Genomic DNA, 23,011 nt, shown 5'->3' with positions numbered 1-23,011 from the left:
ATGGAATTCGGGCCTTGAGAAATACGCTGCTGGATCCCTACGAACATATTCCGCGTAGCGTCGTGGCGACCGCCAACGACTACGCGGCGGGTACGACGTTTCCGGAGCAGGCGCACGGGCGCGGGCAGTTCGCGTTTGCGTCGCGCGGCACGATCAGCGTGTCGACGCCGCACGGCCGCTGGCTGGTGCCGCCGCAGCGCGCATGCTGGGTGCCGGCCGGTGTGCGGCACGAAATGACGATGACCGGGCCGGTCACGATGCTCAACGCGTTCGTGTCCGAAGACGCGGCCCGGGCCGCAGGGCTGTCGGACCAGTGCGGCGTATATGGGGTGTCGCCGCTCCTGCGACAGTTGATCGACGATGCGATCGACCTGCCGGCGATGTACGACGTCGACGGTCGGGCGGGCAAGCTGATGGCGCTGCTGATCGCGGAAATCGCGCAGATGCCGCGGCTGTCGCTGCACGCGCCGCTGCCGACCGATGCGCGCCTAGGGAAGATCTGTCGGCATCTGTTCGCGTCGCCGTCGATCGCGGCCGATCTCGACCGGATGGCGACCGATGTGGGCGTGAGCCGGCGCACGTTTACGCGGCTGTTCCGCGCGCAGACCGGTATGAGTTTTGCCGCGTGGCGTCAGCAGGTCTGCATGTTGGCGGCAATTACACGGCTGAGCGACGGGCAGCCGGTGACGCGTGTCGCGCTCGATCTCGGATATGCGAGCGCGAGCGCCTTTACGTCGGCGTTTCGCCGCATTCTCGGCGAAACGCCGAGCCGGTATCTGGAGGCGCGCCGCTAGCCGGAACCGATACGGCGGCGGGGCGCGGTGCAGTGCTTCGGTCATGGACGAAAAAAACGCGCCTGCCAGGTTTCGGTCAGACGCGCTTAAAGGCACTCGGTTAGAAAAAATGCGCGACAGCCAGTGGGGCCATGTTCGCGCATCGAGTCGTGAAATTATTGCTTGATCCGATTCAATTCCGTCAGTGGACTGCGGATAGCGAAGCATACGCCGCATAACGCACAAACGATATCGCGCGGCCTCAACGATTCATGTGCGGTCGCAGCATGCGTTTTAATCGCACGTTCGATTTCGGGGTCTGAAGCAGGCAACCGCGAGCGTTCGACGATCATGACCGGACGTGCTGCGGCGCGGCATCGAATGTTGGCGCCCGAAAACGAAAACCGCCGCGCGCCGCGATACCTGTTGGTATCGCGCCACGCGGCGGTTCGGTGCGATCAGCCGGCCGGCGCCGGCTCGCGCGTCACACGTCGAAGAACACGGTCTCGTCCGGCCCCTGCATGTGGATGTCGAAGCGGTACACGACGGGCCGGCCCGGTTGCGCGTCGCGCTTCGCGACGAGCGTCGCGCGGCGTTCGGCCGGCACCAGGTTCAGCACCGGATCGGCCGCGTTCGCGGCAGCTTCGTCGTCGAAATACACGCGGGTGAACGCGTGGGTCAGGATCCCGCGCATCATCACGGTCACGTTGACGTGCGGTGCTTCGTCGGCGGTGATGCGGCCAGGCTTCACCGTCGGTACGACGAAGCGGTTCTGCACATCGGTGCCCGTGCCGACGCGTGCGAAGCCCGTGAAACCGGACTTCGCGATGTCGTCACGCGACGCGGGATAGCGACCCGCCGCGTCCACCTGCGTGAATTCGAGCACCGCGTCGCTGACGACGTTGCCGTCGCCGTCGAACACCTGTCCGACCAGGAGCACGTGCTCGCCTTCGGCCTCCGGCGTGGCGATCGCCGGCGTGAACAGGCTCTTCAGGTCGTAATCGTATTGCTGCGGGCACAGGCCGTACGCGAAGTACGGGCCGACCGTTTGCGAAGGGGTTTGCTTCAGCGTCGTCATGGTTCAGCGCTCCATCGGGGTAGCGTCGCGGCCGCGCAGCACGATGTCGAATTCGTAGCCGAGCGCATAGCCTTCTTCGGTGATGTCCATCGAGAAGCGCGAGATCAGGCGGTCGCGCGCCGCTTCCGGCGTGCCCTGGAAGATCGGGTCGTACGCGAGCAGCGGGTCCCCGGGGAAGTACATCTGCGTGACGAGGCGCGAGCCGAAGTAGTCGCCGAACAGCGAGAAATGGATGTGATTCGGACGCCACGCATTCGGATGGTTGCCCCACGGATAGGCGCCGGGCTTGATCGTCAGGAAGCGGTAGCGGCCTTCGGCGTCGGTCATGCAGCGGCCGGCGCCGAGGAAGTTCGGGTCGAGCGGCGCGTCGTGCTGGTCGACCTTGTGCACGTAGCGGCCGGCCGCGTTCGCCTGCCATACCTCGACGAGCGTGTTGCGCACGGGCTTGCCGCCTTCGTCGAGCACGCGGCCGGTGACGACGATGCGCTCACCGAGCGGCTCGCCGTTCTTCACGGCGTTCTTCGTCAGGTCGTGGTCGAGCGCGCCGAGATCCTCGGCGCCGTAGACGGGCGCGAACTGGTCGCGCAGCTTTTCCTTCAACGGGATCATCGGGCGCGTCGGGCCGCGCTTCACCGACGAACGGTACTCGGGGTGGACATACGCGGGATGCGACGGCCAGTCGCGCGGCGTGAGGATCGTGGGGGAATCCATCGGGCGTCTCCTGTTAGGTATTTCGCGAAGTGGATGGCAAGACTTTAGTCAATCCGGAAAGTTATGAAAAATGAACTTTTTTAGCGAATTGCATAACCATTCGTTATGTTCTGAGGCGCCAGTGAAAATCCGGCGGACGGGCCGCCTGTCGGGCGGAAAAAGCGATCGGGCTTCGCGTCGTCGATGACGACGCCACGCACGGCCCTCCAGCCAGCCCGTCGCTGCTTTCTTGTGTTTCGTTGTTGTTATCCGGTATCCCCGGGCGTGCCCGTCGTTCGTCAGGCGTGTCCGTCGGGCGGGATCGAAGACGATTCCGTCGAATTCGAGCGATAGCGTGCCGGTGCGCAGCAGCGCGGCCGGTGTCGCGGTGCGGTCGGCGCCGAGCACGTCGCTCACGTAGTTCGCGCAGAACCCGCGCTGCGCCAGCAGGTCGACGCGGCTGCCGAGCCGCGCGTCGATCCGCCGTTCGGCCGGCGCGTGCACGTTGCGCTCCGCGTCGGTGCTCGGTGCCACGACGCGGCGGCCCAGCGCGATGCGTTCGCCGTCGGCACGGCTCGGGCAGAAGCGCGGCACGGCTCTGCTGATCGCGAAACGGATCAGGGAGCCGACCGGATTCCCCGCGCTGCGGCGTCGTGCGTGACACCACGCCGAATGCTTGGGTCTTTCCGGAAAGTTATGCAAAATGGCATTTCATTGCCACTCGCATAACTGCTCGTTATGAATAACCGTATCGCCGACGGCCGCGTCAAGTTCCGGCACCTGCAGTGTTTTCTCGCGGTCGCGCAACTGGGCGGCGTGCAGAAAGCGGCCGAAAGCCTGTCAATCACGCAGCCGGCCGTGTCGAAGACGATCGCCGAACTGGAGTCGATCCTCGGCGTGAAGTTGTTCGAACGCGGGCGGCACGGCGCGCAGCCTACCCGCGAAGCGCAACTGTTCATCCCGCATGCGAATGCGTGCGTGCTGGCGCTGCGGCAGGGCGTCGGGCTGCTCGCGCGCGAGGGCGGCGCGGCTGCGGCGACGCTCGAAATCGGCATGCTGCCGACGGTTGCGGCATCGCTCGCACCCGCGCTGATGAAGGCGCTGACCGCACGCTGGCCGCGCATCGTGGTGCGGATCGCGACGGCCGCGAATGCCGAGCTGCTCGAGCGCCTGAAGGCCGGGACGATCGAATGCGCGATCGGGCGCCTGTCGGAGCCGGAGCGGATGATCGGGCTTGCGTTCGAGCAGCTGTACAACGAACCGCTCGTCGCGGTCGTGCGCGCCGGCCATCCGCTGCTGGCGAGCGCCGCGCCGGCTGCCGAACTCGCTTCCTACCCGGTCGTGCTGCCGCCGTACGGCACGCTGATCCGCCAGTCGGCCGAGCACCTTCTCGGCGCATGCGGCGCGCCGCCGCTGGATTCGTTCATCGAGGTGCTGTCGGTGTCGGTCGCGCGCGCGCTTGCGCTCGAGAACGACGCCGTGTGGTTCGTGCCGCTCTATGCGGCCGAATACGACCTGTCGGCCGGTGCACTCGCGCGGCTGGCGCTGCCGTCCGCGGGCACCGACGAGCCGGTCGGGCTCATCCTGCGCACCGATGCGCAACCGTCGCCCGTCGCCCGGACGTTGATCGACGCCGTGCGCGAGATCGCGCAGGCGCGGTTCGGCGATGCGCTCACCCGTCGCACGCCCCGCGGCGCGCGCAAGCCGGCTCGTCGCGCGCGTTGAGACACCGGGCAGGGCGTGGGCGGGTGGTGTCCGGCCGTCGTTGTTTCACCTCCATTCGTTAGCCGTTCGGTCAGTAGCGGGCCTCGTCATGCTTGGCATATCGTACCGTTTTTGATACGCTCGATGACACGACGATGGCGAGACAGCAGATTCAGATCACGCTCGGCGTGCGGTTCTTCCGCACCGCGCGTGGTAACGAGCCGGTGCGCGAATGGCTGGAGGCGCTCGGGCAGATCGAGCGCAGGATGATCGGCGAAGAGATCAAGACCGTTCAACTCGGCTGGCCGCTGGGCATGCCGCTGGTCCGGAAGATGTCGGCGGATCTTTGGGAAATCCGCGTGATGCTGCCGCGGCGAAGCGCGCGCGTGCTGTTCACGATCGTCGGCGACACGATGGTGCTGCTGCATGCGTTCTTCAAGCAGTCGCAGGCCACGCCGTCCGACGATCTCGACGTGACCGTCGCGCGGCTGAAAGCGCTGACGCGCGCCATCTGAATTCCCCCGGCCGCGCCGCCACATGAGATCGGCGATGGGTCGGCCGGCAACGCCATGCACTGGAGTACTCATGACGACCACGAACAACCCGCATATCGGCAGCGACTTCGACACATTCCTCGAGGATGACGGCCACCTCGAAGCGGCCACCGCCACCGCGATCAAGCGCGTGATCGCGTGGCAGATCGGGCAGGAAATGAAGGCGCAGCACATCACGAAAACCGCGATGGCCGCGCGGATGAAGACCAGTCGCGCCGCGCTCAACCGGCTGCTCGACGAAACCGATACGAGCCTCACGCTCGCGACGCTCGCGAGCGCCGCCACCGCGCTCGGCAAGCGGCTCAGCTTCGAACTCGTGCCGGCCTGACGCGCCGGGCGAAGCGGCGCGCGGCGGGCCGGTGCATCGCGGCGACGGGCGCACGCTCGTCCGCACACGGGCAACGGCGCGCGATCACGTGCGCTGTCCGGCCATCCGCAGATACAGCAGCGCACCGCCGGCGAGCAGCAGCGGGCACAGGAAATACCATCCGGTCGTCAGGAACAGCCCGGCGACGGCGACCAGCGAAATCCACGCGCAGCGATACGCGATGCCGCCGCGCGGCAGCAGTTTCAGCGCGGCGGCCGCGCCGAGCCCGTACACCATCACGAAGCATCCGGACGTGACGAGCACGAGCGGCTTCGGCCCGACGTTCGAGAGCGTCGTCGCGGCCAGCGCGACGGCCGCCAGCAGCGCGATCACGCCGAGGCTGCGGCGCGGCACGCCGCCGACCTGGCTGCCTTGTGCGAGCCACGCCGGCAGTGCGCCGTCGCGCCCGAGCGCCGCGCCGAGCTTGGCCGCGCCCGCGAAATACGCATTCATCGTGCCGAGCGTGAGCAGCAGCGCAGCCGCGGCCGCCAGCACCTGCGCATGACCGCCGATGCCGCCCGCGATCAGTTCCGCAAGCGGCGCACCGGACGCGCCGGCCGACGGCCCGAGCACCGTCACGCTCGCGGCCGCGACCGACAGATACAGGAAGCCGACGACCACGACGGCGATGCCGGCCGAACGCGGCATGTCGTGCGCGGGGCGGCGAAATTCGGCCGCGAGGTGCGTGATCGCTTCCCAGCCCGCGAAGCTCCACACGAGCAGTGCGGCAGCCTGACCGACCGCGAGCCACCCGTGCGGCGCGAACGGATGCAGGTTCGCCGTGCGCGCATGTGGCGCGGATGCGAGCACGGCGGCCAGCAGCAGCGCGACGAGCAGCGCCGACAGCACGAGCTGCATGCGGCCCGACACCGTGACGCCGAACGCGTTCGCGGCCGACACCGTCCCGATCAGCGCGGCAGCCGTGACGATGACCGTCGTATGCCCGCCGCCCGTGACGGCCGCGACGTACGCGCCACCGAACATCGCGGCGGCCGGCGCACCGGCCGGCACCGCGAAATAGAAACACCAGCCGACGATCGCCGCGGCCTTCGGCCCGAACGCGCGTCGCGCGTAGGTCGATACGCCGCCCGCGTCCGGATAGCGCGCGCCGAGTGCGGCGAAGGTGGCTGCAAGCGGCCCCGACAGCACGACGAGCGCGGCCCATGCAAGCAGCGACGCAGGGCCTGCGACCTCGGCGGCGAGCGCGGGCAACGCAATCACACCGGTGCCGAGCACCGCGCCGATATACAGCGCGGCACCCTGGAAAATCGTCAGCGAGCCCGCGTGATGAGCGGCGGGCGAATCGGCATGCGAGGACATGAAGGGCAGTCTCCGGAAGGCTTGTTCTGGGCGCGGTCGGCCGCGCGGTGAATCGCTCGATGCTACCCGAACGGGCGCGGCGATGCGGCGCGGCGTTCAGTAGTCCGCGACGTGCCGCGTGTCAGCCGATGTCAGTAGCGGCGAGCGAGCCGCAGCCGCGCATCCTCGCGTGCAGCGGGCGGCAGCTCGGGCACGTAGTGGAACGTGCCCGATACGAGCGACGCGACCGGCACGCCATCGCGGAACAGCACGCGATTGCCGGCCAGCGCGGGCACCTTGTCGCCGGGCAACAACGTGCCGGCAAGGTTCAGCGGATCGGCGCCCGTCACGCACACGTACTGGCCGTCGCCCGGTTGGCGACGCAGTTCGCGCAGGATCGGGATCGCTTCCGGCAGCGCGAACTGCTCGCCCGCGAGCCCCGCGACGAAGCGTCCGCCGCGAATCTCGCCGCGCGCTTCGAGACGTTGCAGCACGCGCACGAGTTCGCGCCAGCTCGGCAGCCAGTCGGCCTCGCGTTCGAGCAGCCGCCAGAACACCACGCCGTAGCGGCGCAGCAGCGTCCAGGCGATATGTTCGAGTGCGTCGGGATCGGTCGCGGCCGGGCCGCGCTTCGGTGCGGGCGCATCGTCCGGTGCCGAGGCGCGTTGCACGAGCGCCCAGCGGCCGGCGTCGTCCATCCCGCCGATCAGCGCGCCGCCGCGTCGCGTGCGCGGCGCATACGTCGCGCTGCGCTTGACCGCGGGCTTCAACAGCGCGCGCAGCCCGGCGAAGCTGTCCGCATTCACGAGGCCGGCCGACACGAGTTCGCCGAGCGCCTGTTCGAGTTCGACGGGCAGCATGTGCAGTTCGTCGAGCAGCGCGTCGAAGAACATCGCACCGTGCGTGGCGAGTGCGTCGCGTACCTGCGTCGCGCGCGTGGACAGCGCCGGTTGCGGATCCGCGTCGCGCAGCGCCTGCCATGCACCGAGGTGGCGGCGCGGCAGCAGCACGACTGGCGTCGTTTTCACGGGGGCGCCGGCCGCGCGGGCCGGGGCGCCGATTCGGGTCCACACGAGCTTGCCCGAGCGGCACAGCTCGTCGAGGCCGCCTGCCGTGTAGTCGGTCAGGCGCGCGGGCAGCAGCGCGTCTTCCCATGCGCTCGCCGCAGCTTCGTAGCCTTCGAGCTGCGTGACGACGGCCGCGAGCGCGTCGCGGCCCGTGCCGCGCGTGTCGGGCGTCAGGTGCTGCCAGTGGAACAGGAAGCGCATGAAATCGGCGCGCTCGACCGGTTCGATCTCGCGGCGCAGCCGCTTGACCGTGTAGCGATGAATGCGGGCGAGCAGGTGGCGTTCGCACCATTCGTCGGTCGTCGCGCCCGGTGTGAAGCGGCCGCGCATCACGTAGCCTTCGCGCTCCAGTGCCGCAAGCGCGGTTGCGACCTGCGCGGACGGCAGGCCGAGTGGCCGTGCGATCGCGTCGAGCATCAGCGGCCCAAAGCCGGTCAGCCGCGCGCGGATCACATCGACGAGCGCGGCATCGGCTTCCCATGGTTGCGCGCAGGCCGCGGGCACCTTCAGCGCGGGCGCGACGCGTGCGTCGGGGTGCAGCGCGCGCATGCAGACCAGCCGTTCGACCGGCACCCACACCGCTGCGCCGTCCGGCGTGACGAGTTTCGTCGCGCGCCGGCGTTCGGCCAGTTCCGCGAGCCGCTCGGGCCAGCCTTCGTGCGCGCGCGCTTCGCTGTCGGCGACGCAAGCGAGCGTGAGCAGTGCATCGTGCATTTCGTCGGCATCGCGCACGAGCGGCCATGCTTCGTCGCGCACCGCGTTGATCGCGTCGGCGTCGAGCGCGCCGAGATCGTCGGCCGATTCGGGATCGCTCCAGCGGCGCGACTGCACGGCCTGCGTGCGGCGCTCCTCGAGCGGCGCGTCGTCGAGGAACGCATAGGGCTTCGCGTTCAGTATCTCGGCCGCCAGCGGCGACGGCGCGGGCAGGTCGCGCGCGATCAGCTCGATCGCGCCGCTTTCGATCCGGCGCAGCAGCGCGAGCCAGCCGTCGGTATCCATCGCGTCGTGCAGGCAATCGTCGAGCGTCTGGTCGACGAGCGGATGGTGCGGGATCTCGCGTTCGCCGACGATGTTCTCGAGGCACGCGACCTGGTCGGGGAACACGGTCGCGAGCAGGTCCTCGCTCTTCATCCGCTGCAGCTGCGGCGCGGTGCGCCGGCCGCCGGTGAAGCGCGGCAGCGCGAGCGCGGTCGTCGCGTTCCAGCGCCAGCGCACGCCGAACATCGGTGCGTCGAGCAGCGCCTGGACCAGCACATGCTCGGCGCTGGCCGAGCGGAGGTAGCGCCACACTTCGTCGAGCGCGAAGCTGTGCGCGAGCGACAGCGACAGAATGATCGCGTCGTCGGTCGCGGCCGCCTGCAGCTCGAAGTTGAAACTGCGGCAGAAGCGCTTGCGCAGCGCGAGCCCCCACGCGCGGTTGATGCGGCTGCCGAACGGTGAATGGATCACCAGCTGCGTGCCGCCCGATTCGTCGAAGAAGCGCTCCATCACGAGCGTGTCCTGCGTCGGAAGTGCGCCGAGCGCCGCGCGCGTGCGCGCGAGGTAGTCGACAATCTGGCGGGCCGCATCGGGCGACAGATGGAGATCGTCGACGAGCCAGCGCAGCGCCGGAGCGAGACGGCTTTCGGCCGGTTCGATCGCGGTGCCGACGGCATCGTTGGGCGAATCGGCGGCGGCACGGGCTTGTGCCGCTTGCCTGGCGTTGCCGCGCGTGCCCGTCTTGCCGGCCGCGTCGCCGCTCGTGTGCTTGCGTCCACTGGCCTTCGCGGGCCGATCGCCTTCGGCGAGCAGCCCGTCGAGCCGCGCGCGCAGCCGGCCGACCGCCGCCGACAATTCGTCGCTGCGCCCGGGCGCCTCGCCGAGCCAGAACGGAATGCTCGGCGACTGGCCTTGCGCATCCTCGACACGCACGCGGCCCGTTTCCACGCGAATGATCCGGTACGACTGGTTGCCGAGCTGGAACACGTCGCCCGCGAGGCTCTCGATCGCGAAATCCTCGTTGACCGTGCCAACCTGGATGCCCTGGGGTTCCAGCAGCACCGCGTAGTCGGCCATGTCGGGAATCGTGCCGCCCGACGTCGTCGCGGTCATCATCGCGTTGCGGCGCCCGCGCACCGTGCCACCGACCACGTCGCGATGCAGATACGCCCCGCGCACGCCGCGACGGCTCGTGAAGCCTTCCGCGAGCATCTTCATCACGTCGTCGAAGCGTTCCCGCGACAAGCGTGCATACGGCGCGGCGCGCGTGAAGCTCGCGTACAGCGCGTCCTCCTGCCATTCCGCGCAGGCGACTTCGGCGACGATCTGCTGCGCGAGCACGTCGAGCGGCGCTTCGGGGATCCGCAACGCGTCGAGCTCGCCGCGTTGCACGCAGTCGAGCAGCGCCGCGCATTCGACCAGCTCGTCGCGCGACAGCGGGAACAGGCGGCCCTTCGGCACGCCGCCGACATGGTGTCCCGAGCGGCCGACGCGCTGCAGGAACGGCGCGATCCCGCGCGGTGAACCGACCTGGCACACGAGATCGACGTCGCCGATGTCGATGCCGAGTTCGAGCGACGCGGTCGCGACGAGCAGTTTCAATTCGCCGCGCTTGAGCCGCTGTTCGGCTTCGAAGCGATGCTCCTTCGCGAGACTGCCGTGATGCGCCGCGATCGCGTCCTTGCCGAGACGGTCGGCGAGATGGCGCGCCATTCGCTCCGCGGTGCGTCGCGTGTTCACGAACACGAGCGTCGTGCGATGCGCGGCCGCGAGCGCGGCGATGCGGTCGTACACCTGTTCCCACACGTCAGTCGCCATCACCGGTTCGAGCGGCACGTTCGGCAGTTCGAGCGCGAGGTCGCGCTCGCGCGTGTGGCCCGTGTCGACGATCGTGCAGTCGCGCGGCGCGTCGGCCGGGCCGCCGACCAGGAAACGCGCGACCGCGTCGATCGGTTTCTGCGTGGCCGACAACCCGATGCGCGGCAGCGCGCGGCCGGTCAATGCGTCGAGGCGTTCGAGCGACAGCGCGAGGTGGCTGCCGCGCTTGGACGATGCCAGTGCGTGAATCTCGTCGACGATCACCGAACGCACGTTCGACAGCATCTGCCGCCCCGACGTGGACGACAGCAGCACGTATAGCGATTCCGGCGTCGTCACGAGGATGTGCGGCGCGCGCTTGCGCAGCGCCGCGCGTTCGGCCTGCGTGGTGTCGCCGGTGCGCACGGCGGTGCGGATCGCCGGCACCGGCAGGCCGAGCTGCGCGAGCGACTCGGCGATGCCGGCGAGCGGCGCATCGAGGTTGACGTGAATGTCGTTCGACAGCGCCTTCAGTGGCGACACATAGACGACGAGCGTCGCGTCGGGCAGCGCGCCGTCGTGCGCGAGCGCATCGCGCACCAGCTCGTCGAGCGCGCACAGGAATGCGGTAAGCGTCTTGCCGGAGCCGGTGGGCGCGGCGACCAGCGTCGAGCGGCCGGCCTTGATGTGCGGCCACGCGAGCGCCTGCGCGCCGGTGGGCGCGGCGAACGTGCGCCGGAACCACGCGGCGACGGCCGGGTGGAACACGTCGAGCGCACTGGCGGCAGGGCGGGTAGCGGTGACGTCCATCGGAGCGTTGAATTGGGGTGCGAGCGCGTGGGCGGCGCGCGTCAATCGCCAGTGTGCCAGACGTCGCGTGTGCGTGCCGGGCAGGCGTGTCGGCGGTTCAAACGTTGATCATACGTCACGCAAGAAGCCTGAATCGTCATCGCTCGGAAAGCCAAGCGGTTCACTCACTACCAACGAGCTAGCCGTCGAGCCGTCCAAATGTCCGGAGCTTGGCTGACCCCCACGCTTCGCCCTTGGGAAGTATTTTGTCCTGTCTATTTTTCCTGTCTTAGCCATGTCTTACTCACGTACCAACGATTGATTTGGATGCCGAATCCGCCGCAGAAAATCGGATGAAATTGCCCTTGATGATCAAAAAATACCGGGGCGTGAAGGTAGTTGGCATGACCTGTTCGTGACGATAGTTACCGTTGAGCCGCGGCGAGGCATCCGCGATGCCCGACCTACACCTTGGCGTAGTGCCCGGTGCATGACGACATCACATAGCAGCCACAGGCCAGTTGTGCGGGCTCGAAAATCAGCGGGCGCCCATCACACAGTGCAAATTGATCGCCGCCGGATACCAGCGGGAATGTCCCGTTATGCGTGGGACATTCTGCCTTGTCGCCCATGAGGCATTGCGGGACACCGTCCACCGGAAAGCCGGTGGCTTCTATCATGGTGCCTCCACCGGAATGACGGTCTCCCAAGCGAATCGCTCCATTAGCCATAGTTCGAGGCTCCTCTTTTGTTTCCCGTACCGGACGCTTGCTTCGGTAATCGGGTGGTTGCATGTCATCCTTTCCGCATCACTTCGCCGATCTTCCACGTGAGCAAGCATCAGGACGCGCTTTCAACAGGTCACGCAGGGGCACGTAGCGACATCGGGTTAGGTCTCGTCGTCGTCCGCTAAGCCACAAAGCGCGTCGATCTCGTGCGGGAACCGCGCGTAAGGCACGTTGTATTCGATGACCTCGGCGAGGCTGTCAGGAAAGACCATGCAGACGAGCCAGATCAGCTTGCCGAGCACGAGCCAGGGCTTGCGCAGCCAGTCTTTGGCGGTGGGCAGGTCGGTGCGGAACTTGGCGGCCCAATCGCGGTAACAGCGCAGGAAGGTCTGCTTGCGTGACAGGCGCGGCGGCACCGGCGGCGGCTTGGGCAGCGCACCCGCGCCTTCGTCCATGAAGAGTTGCAGATAATCCCAAAGCTGTTTGGCAGATGCGCCCTGGTCGCGCCAGCCCAAATTACCGCAGGACGCGCAGATTTCCTGCGGCGGGGTGCGTTCCGTGTCGATGCCGATCAGGTAGAGCGGATAGCGGTCGGAATAGCCTGCGGTACTGACGAGCGGGACGTATCCGGCGAAGGCTTGGAGGGCGTCCCAGTCGAGCGCTGTGAAATGTTCATCGTAGGGACTGACGACATAGAGCTTTCGTGTGCCGCGGTGGAGGCGCACGAAGCTGCCACGGAAGCGGCCAGAAGAGCCGCGAGCAAGCAGATATAAAACGCCGGCGATGAATACAGCTAGTGTCCCGTTCCGTTGTTAACTGGTCTATGTTCGCGTAGCATGTTGACGTCAACGGAACGGGAGACGTCAGCATGGTGATGGGACGACCGAAGGCGGAACTGGTGCTGAGCGAAGACGAGCGTTCGCAACTGATGTCGATAGCGCGCTCTCGCTCGATTTCGGCTGCGCTGGTCTCGCGGGCGCGCATCGTGCTGGCGGCGGCTGACGGCGAGCCCAATAGCGCGATCGCGCAACGCCTGCAACTCACGCGTGCCACGGTGGGCAAGTGGCGTCTGCGGTTTCTGGATCAGCGAATCAACGGACTCTACGACGAAGTACGTCCCGGCAAGCCACGCACCATCGACGACGAACGGCTGGCCCAACTGATTCACAAGACCCTGCACACGAAGCCGGCAGATGGATCCACTCACTGGAGCGTGCGCACGATTGCCGCCGAAACCGCCATCTCGCCGACGAGCGTGCACCGTTACTTCAAACTGCTGGGTCTGCAGCCGCACCGAAGTGAAAGCTTCAAGCTCTCGACCGATCAGTTCTTCATCGAGAAACTGCGCGATGTGGTCGGCTTGTACCTCAGTCCGCCGGAGAACGCTCTGGTGCTGTGCGTGGACGAGAAGAGCCAATGTCAGGCGCTCGAGCGCACGCAACCCATGCTGCCGATGGGTTTCGGCTACGTTGAAGGCGTCACTCACGATTACGTCCGTCATGGCACCACGACGCTGTTTGCCGCCCTGAATGTGCTCAATGGCGCCGTGCTCGCTACCTGCAAGCCGCGTCATCGACATCAGGAATTCCTGTCGTTTCTGCGCGAAATCGACAAGGCCGTGCCAGCCGAACTCGACGTGCACTGCATCGTCGACAACTACGGCAGTCACAAGCATCCGAAGGTCAAGGCGTGGCTGGCGGCACGCCCCCGCTGGCATATGCATTTCATTCCCACCTACAGTTCGTGGCTCAACCAGGTCGAACGCTTCTTTGCGCTGATCACCGACAAAGCGATCCGTAGAGGCTCGTTCGGCTCGGTCAAACAACTGGTCAAGCGAATCGATCAATTCGTTTCCCACTACAACGAAAACTGCAAACCGTTCGTCTGGACCGCCTCAGCCGATTCCATCCTCGAAAAGCTGCATCGACTTTGCTCGCGAATCAGCGGAACAGGACACTAGCATGGACATACCAATTGGATACGTAACAAGTCCCCAAGTCATCGGAGCGTCTACCACATAGAGGCCCAAAGCGGAGATCCCGAGGCACGCTATAGCTACAACGCCAATTCCACTGGCATATACGTTCCGCGAAATGTTGCCTTGGAGTTCCAACTCGACGCATTGGTCGTTCACGCGTCGTACGCCCAGTTCCTGCTGTAGCAGGTCAGGCGTGCTGGGGATGGCGTGGCGCTCCGGTGTGCCACGCCGCAAGCGGGTGGCGCCGATAAGCAGGCTGGTAGGCAGGCGCTGGAGGGGCGGAGTAGCTTGCCACATGTCAGCCCTCATGCATCAACGCGCGGTGGTTCCGCCGCTTCTTCGTCAGCCAAGCCACAGAGCTTATCGATCTCGCTCGGAAACTGCGCATAGGGCACGTTGTATTCGATGACCTCGGCGAGGCTGTCAGGAAAGACCATGCAGACGAGCCAGATCAGCTTGCCGAGCACGAGCCAGGGCTTGCGCAGCCAATCCTTGGCGGTGGGCAGGTCGGTGCGGAACTTGGCGGCCCAATCGCGGTAACAGCGCAGGAAGGTCTGCTTGCGTGACAGGCGTGGTGGTACGGGCGGCGGCTTGGGCAGCGCATCCGCGCCTTCGTCCATGAAGAGCTGCAGATAATCCCAAAGCTGTCGGGCAGATGTGCCCTGGTCGCGCCAACCCAAATTGCCGCAGGACGCGCAGATTTCCTGCGGTGGAGTGCGCGCCGTGTCGATGCCGATCAGGTAGAGCGGATAGCGGTCGGAATAGCCTGCGGTACTGACGAGCGGGACGTAGCCGGCGAAGGCCTGGAGGGCGTCCCAGTCCAGCACCGTGAAATGTTCATCGTAGGGACTGACGACATAGAGCTTTCGTGTGCCGCGATGGAGGCGGGCGAAGCTGCCTCTGAAGCGACCAGCAAAATTCCGGAAGCAGTAGTACATCGCGACTGCGATCGCAACAGTGACGAGGAATCCAAACAGAAGTTGGCCCCACGCAGGGGGCGAACCTGTCGACGCATCTAGGAACCAAAGTGAGATAACCCCGCCTATTCCAACAAGTAGGGATATTCCAATAAAGCTTGCGTAGACGTTCCGCACGATATTGCCTTGAAGCGCCAGCTCGACGCATTGGGCGTTCACGCGCCGTACGCCCAGTTCCTGCTGTATCAGGTCAGGCGTACTGGGAATGGCGTGGCGATCCGGTGTGCCACGCCGCAAACGGGTGGCGCCGATAAGCAGGCTTGTAGGCAGGCGTCGGAGGGGCGGGGTAGCTTGATGCATGTTAGCCCTCATGCTTCAACGCGCGGTGGTTCCGCCGCTTCTTCGTCAGCCATGCCACAGAGCTTATCGATCTCGCTCGGAAACTGCGCATAGGGCACGTTGTATTCGATGACTTCGGCGAGGCTGTCAGGAAAGACCATGCAGACGAGCCAGATCAGCTTGCCGAGCACGAGCCAGGGCTTGCGCAGCCAGTCCTTGGCGGTGGGCAGGTCGGTGCGGAACTTGGTGGCCCAATCGCGGTAACAGCGCAGGAAGGTCTGCTTGCGCGACAGGCGTGGTGGTACGGGCGGCGGCTTGGGCAGCACATCCGCGCCTTCATTCATGAAGAGCTGCAGATAATCCCAAAGCTGTCGGGCAGATGCGCCCTGGTCGCGCCAGCCCATATTGCCGCAGGAGACGCAGATTTCCTGCGGCGAGGTGCGCGCCGTGTCTATGCCGATCAAGTAGAGCGGATAGCGGTCGGAATAGCCTGCGGTACTGACGAGCGGGACGTAGCCGGCGAAGGCCTGGAGGGCGTCCCAGTCCAGCGCTGTGAAATGTTCATCGTAGGGGCTGACGACATAGAGCTTTCGCGTGCCGCGATGGAGGCGCACGAAGCTGCCCCGGAAGCGGCCTGAAAAGTTTCGGAAGCAGAAGTACAGCGCGACGGAAGCGGCAACGGCGATACAGGGCATAAGGAAGAGCAGGCCCCATACATCAACGGTAATTGGGGGCGTCGATATCGACCAGAAATAGACCGCTCCTCCCATCCCAACGAGCAGAAATTTGCCGATAGAGCTTGCCCACACATCCCGCACGATGTTGCCTTGAAGCGCCAACTCGACGCATTGGTCGCTCACGCGCCGTACGCCCAGTTCCTGCTGTAGCAGGTCAGGCGTGCTGGGGATGGCATGGCGATCCGGTGTGCCACGCCACAAGCGGGTGGCGCCGATGAGCAGACTGGTAGGCAGGCGTCGGAGGGGCGGGGTAGCTTGATGCATGTCAGCCCTCATGCTTCAACGCGCGGTGGTTCCGCCGCTTCTTCGTCAGCCATGCCACAGAGCTTATCGATCTCGCTCGGAAACCGCGCATAGGGCACGTTGTATTCGATGACCTCGGCGAGGCTGTCAGGAAAGACCATGCAGACGAGCCAGATCAGCTTGCCGAGCACGAGCCAGGGCTTGCGCAGCCAGTCTTTGGCGGTGAGCAGGTCGGTGCGGAACTTGGCGGCCCAATCGCGGTAACAGCGCAGGAAGGTCTGCTTGCGTGACAGGCGCGGCGGCACCGGCGGCGGCTTGGGCAGCGCACCCGCGCCTTCGTCCATGAAGAGTTGCAGATAATCCCAAAGCTGTTTGGCAGATGCGCCCTGGTCGCGCCAGCCCAAATTACCGCAGGACGCGCAGATTTCCTGCGGTGGAGTGCGTTCCGTGTCGATGCCGATCAGGTAGAGCGGATAGCGGTCGGAATAGCCGGCGGTACTGACGAGCGGGACGTAGCCGGCGAAGGCCTGGAGGGCGTCCCAGTCCAGCGCCGTGAAATGTTCATCGTAGGGGCTGACGACATAGAGCTTTCGTGTGCCGCGATGAAGGCGCACGAAGCTGCCTCTGAAGCGACCTGCAAAATTCCGGAAGCAGTAGTACATCGCGATGGTGATCGTAACAGTGAGGAGCACTCCAAAAAGCAGATGGCCCCAATTTGTCGACTTATCCAATGCTCGGAGAGAGACAGCAAGCCCCGCGCCAACGAGTAGCGCTTTGCCGATAAAGCTTGCCCACACATCCCGCACGATGTTGCCCTGAAGCACTAATTCGACGCACTGGGAGTTCACCCGCCGTACGCCCAGTTCCTGCTGTATCAGGTCAGGCGTACTGGGAATGGCGTGGCGATCCGGTGTGCCACGCCGCAAACGGGTGGCGCCGATAAGCAGGCTTGTAGGCAGGCGCTGGAGGGTGTTGGGGGAGCATTTCATTTGGGAGGCCTGACGGGGGTCAGTTTGGCAGGATCAATGGTCGGAGAGAGCCAGCCGGACGAGGTAAAGACCAAGGGCTCGGGCGCACCAGGCTGTTCCACGCCGATCGTTGGCAGTTTTTGCGGATCGGGGCGGAAGAAATACTTCAACTCGACTTGGGCATCCTTGTGCATGGCAATGCGCCAGCCACGTTCCACGCCCACGCTAGCGGTGAGCGGCCCGATGATGTAATGGCTTTCGAGGTTGATCAGGGCGCCCGGACGCGTCAGTGCGCTGTTCGCGTCGATCTTTTCCAGCGGCTGCCCGCGCAAGAGCACTCGTAAATTGGTCTGGAGGTCATCCATCGCGTAAGTGGCGGCGACGGTGCAACGCAGCCGCAGGATGCCGGCGATACCATGCTCCGGTTCCCACGCGGCACCGATTTGAGGGCTGTATTGCAGGCTATGCCAGGCTTCCAGCTCCTGCGCCAGCGAGTAGCGCGGCGTGAGGACTCCCCAGGCGGAGTGGCTGAGCAGGATTTCCACCGGGCCGTGTTGCGTCGTGTCCGCCCGAATCGTGTAATAGGCAACGGTCCCCACAGTCAGGATGAAGATCAGCGCCCAACCGAAGGGCGTAATGCCAAGAGTCCAGAGGGGGGCGGCGGTGCCGGCTAGGGCTGCCAAGCTGGCTGTGCCGCCTGCTGCGATTGCGAAGGCTGAGACGCCGCCAAACAGGGCGGATTTCAGATACATAGCGGCTTGTTCGGGGTTGGCTTGGTTTCCGGCCTTGATGCTGCGCACACCGTCGGCCACGGCGAGCACCGCGGCGCCCAGCGATCCAAATACGGTGGTTCCCCACTTCAATCCGAAGACCTTGAGGACTTTAGCCAGTGCCGTGTTGCCACTTCGAGATGCGATCAAAGAGACGCTGACTGTCGTCACTTCCAGGCTCGCTCCGATCAAGGCAAACCCAGAACCAAAAGCGGATAGGACGGTTGTGACATTGTTGTCCTCTCGCAAATCCCTAATCGCATTCCTCATCCCCCAAATCGCCAACCCACCCCCGATCCACGTAAAGCCGAACCCCACCGGCCCCCGCAAGCGCTTGAGATTGCGCAGCAAGGGGTTGCCGGACGGATCCATCGGCCTGGGCTGCCCGATGACATGAGCGGTACCCACCGTTTCAAATTCCCACACGTCGACCTGTTCGACCATCGAGACGCGCGTGGTGCCTGGCTTTAGGCCTGGCGCGGTATCGACCTGGACTCTCCAACGGGTCTCGCGATCCTGGAAGCTTGCATAGCCCTGCACCTCCAGACTCCATGCGAGGTACTGGTCGCGGGATACCGAGCGGCAGCCGAGCACGCACGCGAAGCGGCGTTCGGCCAGATGACGCCAGCGCCTGACCTGGATATCGGCCTTCTCCAGGGGGGCGGTGGCGACATAGGAATAGATGAGCCGCGCGAGCATGTCCGTGACGACGGTGCCGGGCCGCTCGTCGAGCATCTTGTCCACTACGTCGAAGACGCCCCTGGCGAGGGTGAGCGGCGTGGCAAAGCGATTCATGAGCGGTTCGTCGCCCGCGCTCAGGGCTTGCCACAGCGGGCTGACTTCCGGCGGCTGCTCAATGATCCTCGCCAGTTCGGCCCGACCGCCCTCCGTGTGCACGGCGGCGGCGAGGCAGTTCAGCACGGCGATTTCGAAGTCGCGGGCATTGTCGGCGCACGACAGGTCAAACAGCTTGAACGCTTTGCCGACGAGCAGGGACGCGTCTACCAGCTTGACCCATGCAGCGACGTCAGCGCCAGTTTTGTCGACCGGGACTTGCAACGCTTTCAGTGCTTTCTCATAGGTCGGCCGGAAGGCGCGTGCGCCCTTGAGGTCGACGAGTTCGCGCTGACGTTGGAGTGCATGTTGGGTGTCCGGCGTCTGGGCCTGCCGTTCGGCATAGGTGAAATAACCGTCGATCAGCGCGGCGCTTTGAAGCCGGTGCTTGCTGGCCTTCTGGTAGTTGTCGCGCTTTTGCACTTCCAACGCGCAGAGATGCCCCAGCTCGCTGGCGATACCGATGGGGTCCTGCAATGCCACCGCCAACGGCGGCGTGTCCTTGCGCGGCACCAGCGCAATGTGCATGGCGCTGAGAATACGGGCGTAGTCGGGCTTGTCGGTTCGGAGCTTGATCTCGCTCCACGGGTAGTCTAGTGCCACACCCGACACGGAAGCGATGAGTTCCGGTGTGGCGTTGCCCAGCAACACCGCATCGAACACATGACGTTGCTCGGGGCCGCCACCGGGTTTCACGGTCGTCGCCAAGGCGTCGCGCAGCCCACCCTCGTTGGTTTCGATCCACCAGAGCGTGCCGTGCGTCAGCAGCGTGTCGCTGACCATCACGTAGACGGTATCGGCGGTGCCCTTGTCCGGCGCCAGCAAATAAGGGGTCGCGCGTGTCTCGTCGGGACGCGCCACGCGGCCGGGCGCATCGTCGTTATAGTCCGCGGCAGTCCACTTGATGGGCGCGAAACGCACGTCGGCTGTCACCTTGTAGTGCGTCGTCATCATGCGTCCACCTTGATAAAAGAACAGATAGACGTAGGTGCCAGGGCGCAGCACGCGCAGGCCATAGGCCTTGCCACCTTGCAGCGCAGGGTAGCCGGCCACACTGAGCTTGGGATAGGCCTTCGCATCGTATGGCTGGTCCGCAATGCCGTAGCGCAGCGGATAGAGGGGAATGCCATGCTCGCAGGGCGGTGCGGATAGGCTGTCGCAGGTTTTGGCGTTGGGGCTGTCCGGTTGCACGGCCCGCTGGAGGCGATTTGTCATGGCGGCGTGTGCTTAGAAGGTGAGGGACGCAATCTGGGTCAGACGCGCCGTGATGGCAAACAGTCTTGACATGCCGTGGTCTTCGCGCCGGTTCAGCAGCGCATGCACGGTTTTGTCCTCAACGAAAGGCTCGCGTGGATAGCGCAGCCGCAGTTCCATGTAGTAGCGGATATCGCATTCCAGCCGGAAGCCGAACTGATGCGCTTCATCGGCGAACGTCGCCAACGACCGACGCAAGACAAGCTGCGCGTCGGCAGGAGCGTAGGCGGGGAAGCGTCGCGTCAGCGTATGAGCAAACTCGCGCATGAACCACGCACGTCCAGCCAGGTTCAACGCGGCTTCGTCGCTTGGCGTCAATGCGAGGTGATGATCGATCGACAACGGTGGCGCCTTGCGATCAGGCGCATCGGCACGCAGCCAAGTGTCGGTTTGCGTTTCACCGTCGTGCCAGATACAAGCTTCAATCGGACCGAACAGTTGGGCGCGCTGGTCTTCGGGCAGTGCCTCGCAGCATTCTTCGAGTGCGCGCGTGATGTGCAGGCCGAATGCGACGGGCCATCCGTCCGCAGCGATAAACTGATGCAGCCCCTGCACGTGGCTGACCAACACGTTTTCATCATTCGGTCCAAGCAGAATCACGCCAGCTTGCCGGGGTATCCAGGTCGCGACGGCATGGGCCAGCAGCGCCGCATCCAGTGGGACCAGTAATGGACCGTGGCGATAGCCGGGAAGCGCGTACTCCAGCGGCGTATCGCGCCATACCCAGCGGTAGTCGAAGCCATGGATGGTCGCGATAACTTCTTCCTCCAACGCTTCGCTATGCGCGCCGCTGAGCAAGAGCCATGGTCGTGGACCGGATTGCAAAGCCGACCAGGCCGGTTCGGCGATGGCGCGCACGACGTGGCGTGGCCAGCCTGCGTCGATGGTGTGCGGTTCCATCAAGCTGCTCCTTTACCGCAGGGGCAGGGTTTGCGCGGGCAGGTGCCGTCTGCGCGCATCGCACAGGCACGATCCATGGGCAGGCCGGTGTTAGGGGTGCCGGCGATGCCCAGCGCATTGCCGCGCCCGCCCGTTTGCAGGCGCAACGGTCCTTCGAGCTTGATCGCGATCCCGCTGATCGTGATTCCGGATGCATCGATACGCAGCGTCCCACCGGGACCCCTGATGACGATGGCGTCGGCGGCGCCCAGTTCATAGACGCGGGTTTTTCGGCGAATCGCCTGACCGGCGGCCAATTGAGCATAGCCTGCGACCTCTTCCTCGAGATGTCCGCCAATCGTGATCGAGTGGTTGGCGGTGGTCGTGTCGTGGCGGTGGTTGCCGACTTCTTCGGTGCGGTCTTTGCCGATACGGACAGTGTGATTACGCTCGATGGCAAGGAAATCGTCTTGGCCGATCTGATGCCGCCGGTCCCGACCGATCGTCACCTGTTCGTCGTTGCCGACCGTTTCCTTGCGGTCGTGGCCGATGGCGACGGTTTCATCATGTTCGACGTTTTCGCTACGGTCATGGCCGACGAAGGTAGTTTCGTCATGGTTGACGTGAATGCTCTGGTCTTTCTGCGCGTGGACGAAGATTTCTTCCTGATCCTTCTCGTCCTCGAAGCGCAGCTCGTTGAAGCCGTCGCCCTTGTGGGTCTTGCTCTTGATGGTCATGCGCGTCTTGTGGCGCGGCAGCTCGTAGGGGGGTAGCTGCGTAGCCATGAACGTACGCCCGATGATGATCGGCTGGTCGGGATCGCCGTTGACGAAAATCACCAGGACTTCCTGCCCGATGCGCGGGATGGCGATGTGCCCCCAAGTGGCGCCGGCCCAGTTCTGGACGGCGCGTACCCAACAGGAGCTGTGATCATCGAACGTACCGCGGCGATCCCACGGAAACTGAATTTTTACCCGCGCCCACTCATCGCAAAAAATTTCTTCGCCTTCCGGGCCGACCACTGTCGCCGGTTGCGGGCCATCGATGCGGGGCTTGGGCAAGGGCTCCGGCCGCCATTCCACGTCATCCGGCACGAGTTCGGCGGTGTAGCTGTAGTGGGTGCCCTGTTCCGCACCGACGCTGTCTTCTTCCAGGCTGGTGTGCTGCACGCCGCGGTGGCGCATGCGAATGACGCGCCAGCCGCGGTTCCACGCGTCACGCGGGTGATCGGTCAAATCGAAGGCCAAGCCTGGCTGGAGACGTGCGTCATCGCCTTCCACTGTGGCCACCTTGGCGTCGCGCCGATGTCCGCGCAGGCGATTCAGGGTGAACGGCGTTCCAGCCGCATCTTGCTTGTATCTCCCGGGGTAGTCGAAACGCTCGTAGTGATCGCCTTGGTGTTCCAGGTCAGATGCCCGTGGCGAGTGTTCCTGGTTGTAGCGCGGGTGGGTAAAAACGTAGTCGCGCTGGGTTTGCTGGGCGGTGCGGACGTTTTCTGTGTATCGGAACCGCCGCAGCGCGGGTTCCGGCTGGTCGCCGCCGGCCATTGGGTTATACAAGACGGGACCGCCTTGAATTCCTCCGTAAATCCAGAGCCGGTCACAATAGATCAGCTTATGTTCGTTCTCGGTATGCAGAAAGCCGTGGACGAAGCCTTCTTCCCGTGCGATGCGCTCCAAAAAGTAAGCATGGGTGTCGCCGGCTTGTACGCAATATTCACGGGTGAGATGTTCGGTCGAGTCGTCAAAGTCGACGTGCACGATGCGCTGTTCTTTGAGCACCCTGGCGATGATTTGGGGGACTGTTTCGGCCTGGAAGGCCCGCCAGTCGGAGCCGAGTTCGAGGCGGGCGAGTTCCGGTTCGACCACCGCGTAGTAGAACGTTCGCCGGAAGCCGGTTTCACCTTGCTCGAAACTCGAAACGACGCCATGTACATAACGCACAGGCGCGTCGCTCTGCCAGATAGTGAGTGCAGCCGGGCAATCCAGCACTTTGCCGAAGTCGACGGCCGGATCGGCGCTGACGAGTGTCAGCCGTAACCGATACCCTTCGGACAGACCCTCGTCGAGGTCGAACTCGACGACATCAAGCGGGACATCGCCGACCTTCAACGTAAAACGCACATTGGATTGCGCGGCCATCGTCAGGTGTCCATTCCTTATCTGAACTGAAGCGACGCACTTCGTGCATGCCTCAAGTTTCTGGCGGCATCACAGCGGGATGGATCAATCCATCGTGCGCGATGCCGGTCGATGTGGTGCCGTGATA

17 protein-coding genes and 1 pseudogene are annotated in these 23,011 nt (G+C 65.1%); 5 read left to right on the top strand and 13 right to left on the bottom strand.

What is annotated here, in order from left to right:
* Nucleotides 1-14: 14 nt before the first annotated feature.
* Nucleotides 15-794 (top strand): AraC family transcriptional regulator, encoded by a 780-nt coding sequence (locus tag WS66_RS07470; RefSeq protein WP_059598885.1) that lies wholly within the window; start codon nucleotides 15-17, stop codon nucleotides 792-794.
* Nucleotides 795-1,257: 463 nt separating this feature from the next.
* Here the strand turns inward: WS66_RS07470 and pcaG are convergent, their stop codons facing one another.
* The 3 genes and pseudogenes from pcaG to WS66_RS34870 form a co-directional block, all read right to left on the bottom strand.
* A complete protein-coding gene (gene pcaG, locus WS66_RS07465; RefSeq protein WP_059598886.1) occupies nucleotides 1,258-1,851 on the bottom strand; it encodes a protocatechuate 3,4-dioxygenase subunit alpha in 594 nt (197 codons plus the stop codon).
* A gap of 3 nt (nucleotides 1,852-1,854) precedes the next feature.
* Nucleotides 1,855-2,562 (bottom strand): protocatechuate 3,4-dioxygenase subunit beta, encoded by a 708-nt coding sequence (pcaH, locus tag WS66_RS07460; RefSeq protein ID WP_059525082.1) that lies wholly within the window; start codon nucleotides 2,560-2,562, stop codon nucleotides 1,855-1,857.
* Between the two features lie 291 nt (nucleotides 2,563-2,853).
* Nucleotides 2,854-3,153: pseudogene (locus tag WS66_RS34870) on the bottom strand (YiiX/YebB-like N1pC/P60 family cysteine hydrolase); the annotation flags it as partial.
* A 126-nt stretch (nucleotides 3,154-3,279) separates the two neighbouring features.
* Between WS66_RS34870 and pcaQ the strand changes: the two are divergent.
* The 3 genes from pcaQ to WS66_RS07435 all read left to right on the top strand — a co-directional run bounded on the left by pcaQ (nucleotide 3,280) and on the right by WS66_RS07435 (nucleotide 5,127).
* The gene (gene pcaQ, locus WS66_RS07445; RefSeq protein WP_059598887.1) at nucleotides 3,280-4,266 is read left to right on the top strand and encodes a pca operon transcription factor PcaQ; all 987 of its coding nucleotides are present in this window, start codon (nucleotides 3,280-3,282) and stop codon (nucleotides 4,264-4,266) included.
* Between the two features lie 134 nt (nucleotides 4,267-4,400).
* A complete protein-coding gene (locus WS66_RS07440) occupies nucleotides 4,401-4,760 on the top strand; it encodes a type II toxin-antitoxin system RelE/ParE family toxin (RefSeq protein WP_059598893.1) in 360 nt (119 codons plus the stop codon).
* 70 nt (nucleotides 4,761-4,830) lie between these two features.
* Nucleotides 4,831-5,127, top strand: a complete 297-nt coding sequence (locus tag WS66_RS07435; protein ID WP_059598888.1) for an XRE family transcriptional regulator — start codon at nucleotides 4,831-4,833, stop codon at nucleotides 5,125-5,127.
* Between the two features lie 84 nt (nucleotides 5,128-5,211).
* On the opposite strand, the gene WS66_RS07430 is transcribed toward WS66_RS07435, so the two are convergent.
* From WS66_RS07430 to WS66_RS07415, 4 genes are all read right to left on the bottom strand, one after another.
* Nucleotides 5,212-6,486 (bottom strand): APC family permease, encoded by a 1,275-nt coding sequence (locus tag WS66_RS07430; protein ID WP_059598889.1) that lies wholly within the window; start codon nucleotides 6,484-6,486, stop codon nucleotides 5,212-5,214.
* A gap of 131 nt (nucleotides 6,487-6,617) precedes the next feature.
* Nucleotides 6,618-11,117, bottom strand: a complete 4,500-nt coding sequence (locus tag WS66_RS07425) for a DEAD/DEAH box helicase (protein WP_059598890.1) — start codon at nucleotides 11,115-11,117, stop codon at nucleotides 6,618-6,620.
* Nucleotides 11,118-11,560: 443 nt separating this feature from the next.
* Nucleotides 11,561-11,776: a PAAR domain-containing protein gene (locus WS66_RS07420; protein WP_218928980.1), complete on the bottom strand. Its 216-nt coding sequence runs from the start codon at nucleotides 11,774-11,776 to the stop codon at nucleotides 11,561-11,563.
* Between the two features lie 209 nt (nucleotides 11,777-11,985).
* The gene (locus WS66_RS07415; protein ID WP_059598891.1) at nucleotides 11,986-12,549 is read right to left on the bottom strand and encodes a DUF6708 domain-containing protein; all 564 of its coding nucleotides are present in this window, start codon (nucleotides 12,547-12,549) and stop codon (nucleotides 11,986-11,988) included.
* Between the two features lie 143 nt (nucleotides 12,550-12,692).
* Here WS66_RS07415 and WS66_RS07410 point away from each other — a divergent pair, with 143 nt between their 5' ends.
* The gene (locus WS66_RS07410) at nucleotides 12,693-13,784 is read left to right on the top strand and encodes an IS630 family transposase (RefSeq protein WP_108064618.1); all 1,092 of its coding nucleotides are present in this window, start codon (nucleotides 12,693-12,695) and stop codon (nucleotides 13,782-13,784) included.
* A 323-nt stretch (nucleotides 13,785-14,107) separates the two neighbouring features.
* Here the strand turns inward: WS66_RS07410 and WS66_RS07405 are convergent, their stop codons facing one another.
* The 6 genes from WS66_RS07405 to WS66_RS07380 are packed head-to-tail and all read right to left on the bottom strand — an operon-like array spanning nucleotide 14,108 to nucleotide 22,884.
* The gene (locus WS66_RS07405; protein WP_159086528.1) at nucleotides 14,108-15,079 is read right to left on the bottom strand and encodes a DUF6708 domain-containing protein; all 972 of its coding nucleotides are present in this window, start codon (nucleotides 15,077-15,079) and stop codon (nucleotides 14,108-14,110) included.
* 8 nt (nucleotides 15,080-15,087) lie between these two features.
* Nucleotides 15,088-16,059 carry a DUF6708 domain-containing protein gene (locus tag WS66_RS07400; protein WP_159086527.1) on the bottom strand — a complete coding sequence of 324 codons (972 nt, stop codon included), beginning with the start codon at nucleotides 16,057-16,059 and terminating at the stop codon, nucleotides 15,088-15,090.
* An 8-nt stretch (nucleotides 16,060-16,067) separates the two neighbouring features.
* Nucleotides 16,068-17,027 (bottom strand): DUF6708 domain-containing protein, encoded by a 960-nt coding sequence (locus tag WS66_RS07395; RefSeq protein ID WP_159086526.1) that lies wholly within the window; start codon nucleotides 17,025-17,027, stop codon nucleotides 16,068-16,070.
* A complete protein-coding gene (locus WS66_RS07390) occupies nucleotides 17,024-19,825 on the bottom strand; it encodes a toxin VasX (protein WP_059599247.1) in 2,802 nt (933 codons plus the stop codon). Before WS66_RS07390 ends, WS66_RS07395 begins: the two co-directional genes overlap by 4 nt.
* 12 nt (nucleotides 19,826-19,837) lie before the next feature.
* The gene (locus tag WS66_RS07385; protein WP_159086525.1) at nucleotides 19,838-20,764 is read right to left on the bottom strand and encodes a DUF4123 domain-containing protein; all 927 of its coding nucleotides are present in this window, start codon (nucleotides 20,762-20,764) and stop codon (nucleotides 19,838-19,840) included.
* Nucleotides 20,764-22,884 carry a type VI secretion system Vgr family protein gene (locus WS66_RS07380; protein WP_059599249.1) on the bottom strand — a complete coding sequence of 707 codons (2,121 nt, stop codon included), beginning with the start codon at nucleotides 22,882-22,884 and terminating at the stop codon, nucleotides 20,764-20,766. The genes WS66_RS07385 and WS66_RS07380 overlap by 1 nt, the downstream gene beginning before the upstream one ends.
* Nucleotides 22,885-23,011: the final 127 nt, after the last annotated feature.

The organism is Burkholderia sp. LA-2-3-30-S1-D2 (genome assembly GCF_001523915.2).
In the GTDB taxonomy this organism is placed as follows: Bacteria; Pseudomonadota; Gammaproteobacteria; order Burkholderiales; family Burkholderiaceae; genus Burkholderia; species Burkholderia diffusa.
This window is presented reverse-complemented; position numbering and strand designations above follow the sequence as displayed.

Coding starts and splice junctions, on each gene's coding strand:
- pcaG (WP_059598886.1), bottom strand. CDS start 1,851: ATGACGACGCTGAAGCAAACCCCTTCGCAAACGGTCGGCCCGTACTTC.
- pcaH (WP_059525082.1), bottom strand. CDS start 2,562: ATGGATTCCCCCACGATCCTCACGCCGCGCGACTGGCCGTCGCATCCC.
- pcaQ (WP_059598887.1), top strand. CDS start 3,280: ATGAATAACCGTATCGCCGACGGCCGCGTCAAGTTCCGGCACCTGCAG.
- WS66_RS07440 (WP_059598893.1), top strand. CDS start 4,401: ATGGCGAGACAGCAGATTCAGATCACGCTCGGCGTGCGGTTCTTCCGC.
- WS66_RS07435 (WP_059598888.1), top strand. CDS start 4,831: ATGACGACCACGAACAACCCGCATATCGGCAGCGACTTCGACACATTC.
- WS66_RS07430 (WP_059598889.1), bottom strand. CDS start 6,486: ATGTCCTCGCATGCCGATTCGCCCGCCGCTCATCACGCGGGCTCGCTG.
- WS66_RS07425 (WP_059598890.1), bottom strand. CDS start 11,117: ATGGACGTCACCGCTACCCGCCCTGCCGCCAGTGCGCTCGACGTGTTC.
- WS66_RS07420 (WP_218928980.1), bottom strand. CDS start 11,776: ATGATAGAAGCCACCGGCTTTCCGGTGGACGGTGTCCCGCAATGCCTC.
- WS66_RS07410 (WP_108064618.1), top strand. CDS start 12,693: ATGGTGATGGGACGACCGAAGGCGGAACTGGTGCTGAGCGAAGACGAG.
- WS66_RS07405 (WP_159086528.1), bottom strand. CDS start 15,079: ATGCATCAAGCTACCCCGCCCCTCCGACGCCTGCCTACAAGCCTGCTT.
- WS66_RS07400 (WP_159086527.1), bottom strand. CDS start 16,059: ATGCATCAAGCTACCCCGCCCCTCCGACGCCTGCCTACCAGTCTGCTC.
- WS66_RS07395 (WP_159086526.1), bottom strand. CDS start 17,027: ATGAAATGCTCCCCCAACACCCTCCAGCGCCTGCCTACAAGCCTGCTT.
- WS66_RS07390 (WP_059599247.1), bottom strand. CDS start 19,825: ATGACAAATCGCCTCCAGCGGGCCGTGCAACCGGACAGCCCCAACGCC.
- WS66_RS07385 (WP_159086525.1), bottom strand. CDS start 20,764: ATGGAACCGCACACCATCGACGCAGGCTGGCCACGCCACGTCGTGCGC.
- WS66_RS07380 (WP_059599249.1), bottom strand. CDS start 22,884: ATGGCCGCGCAATCCAATGTGCGTTTTACGTTGAAGGTCGGCGATGTC.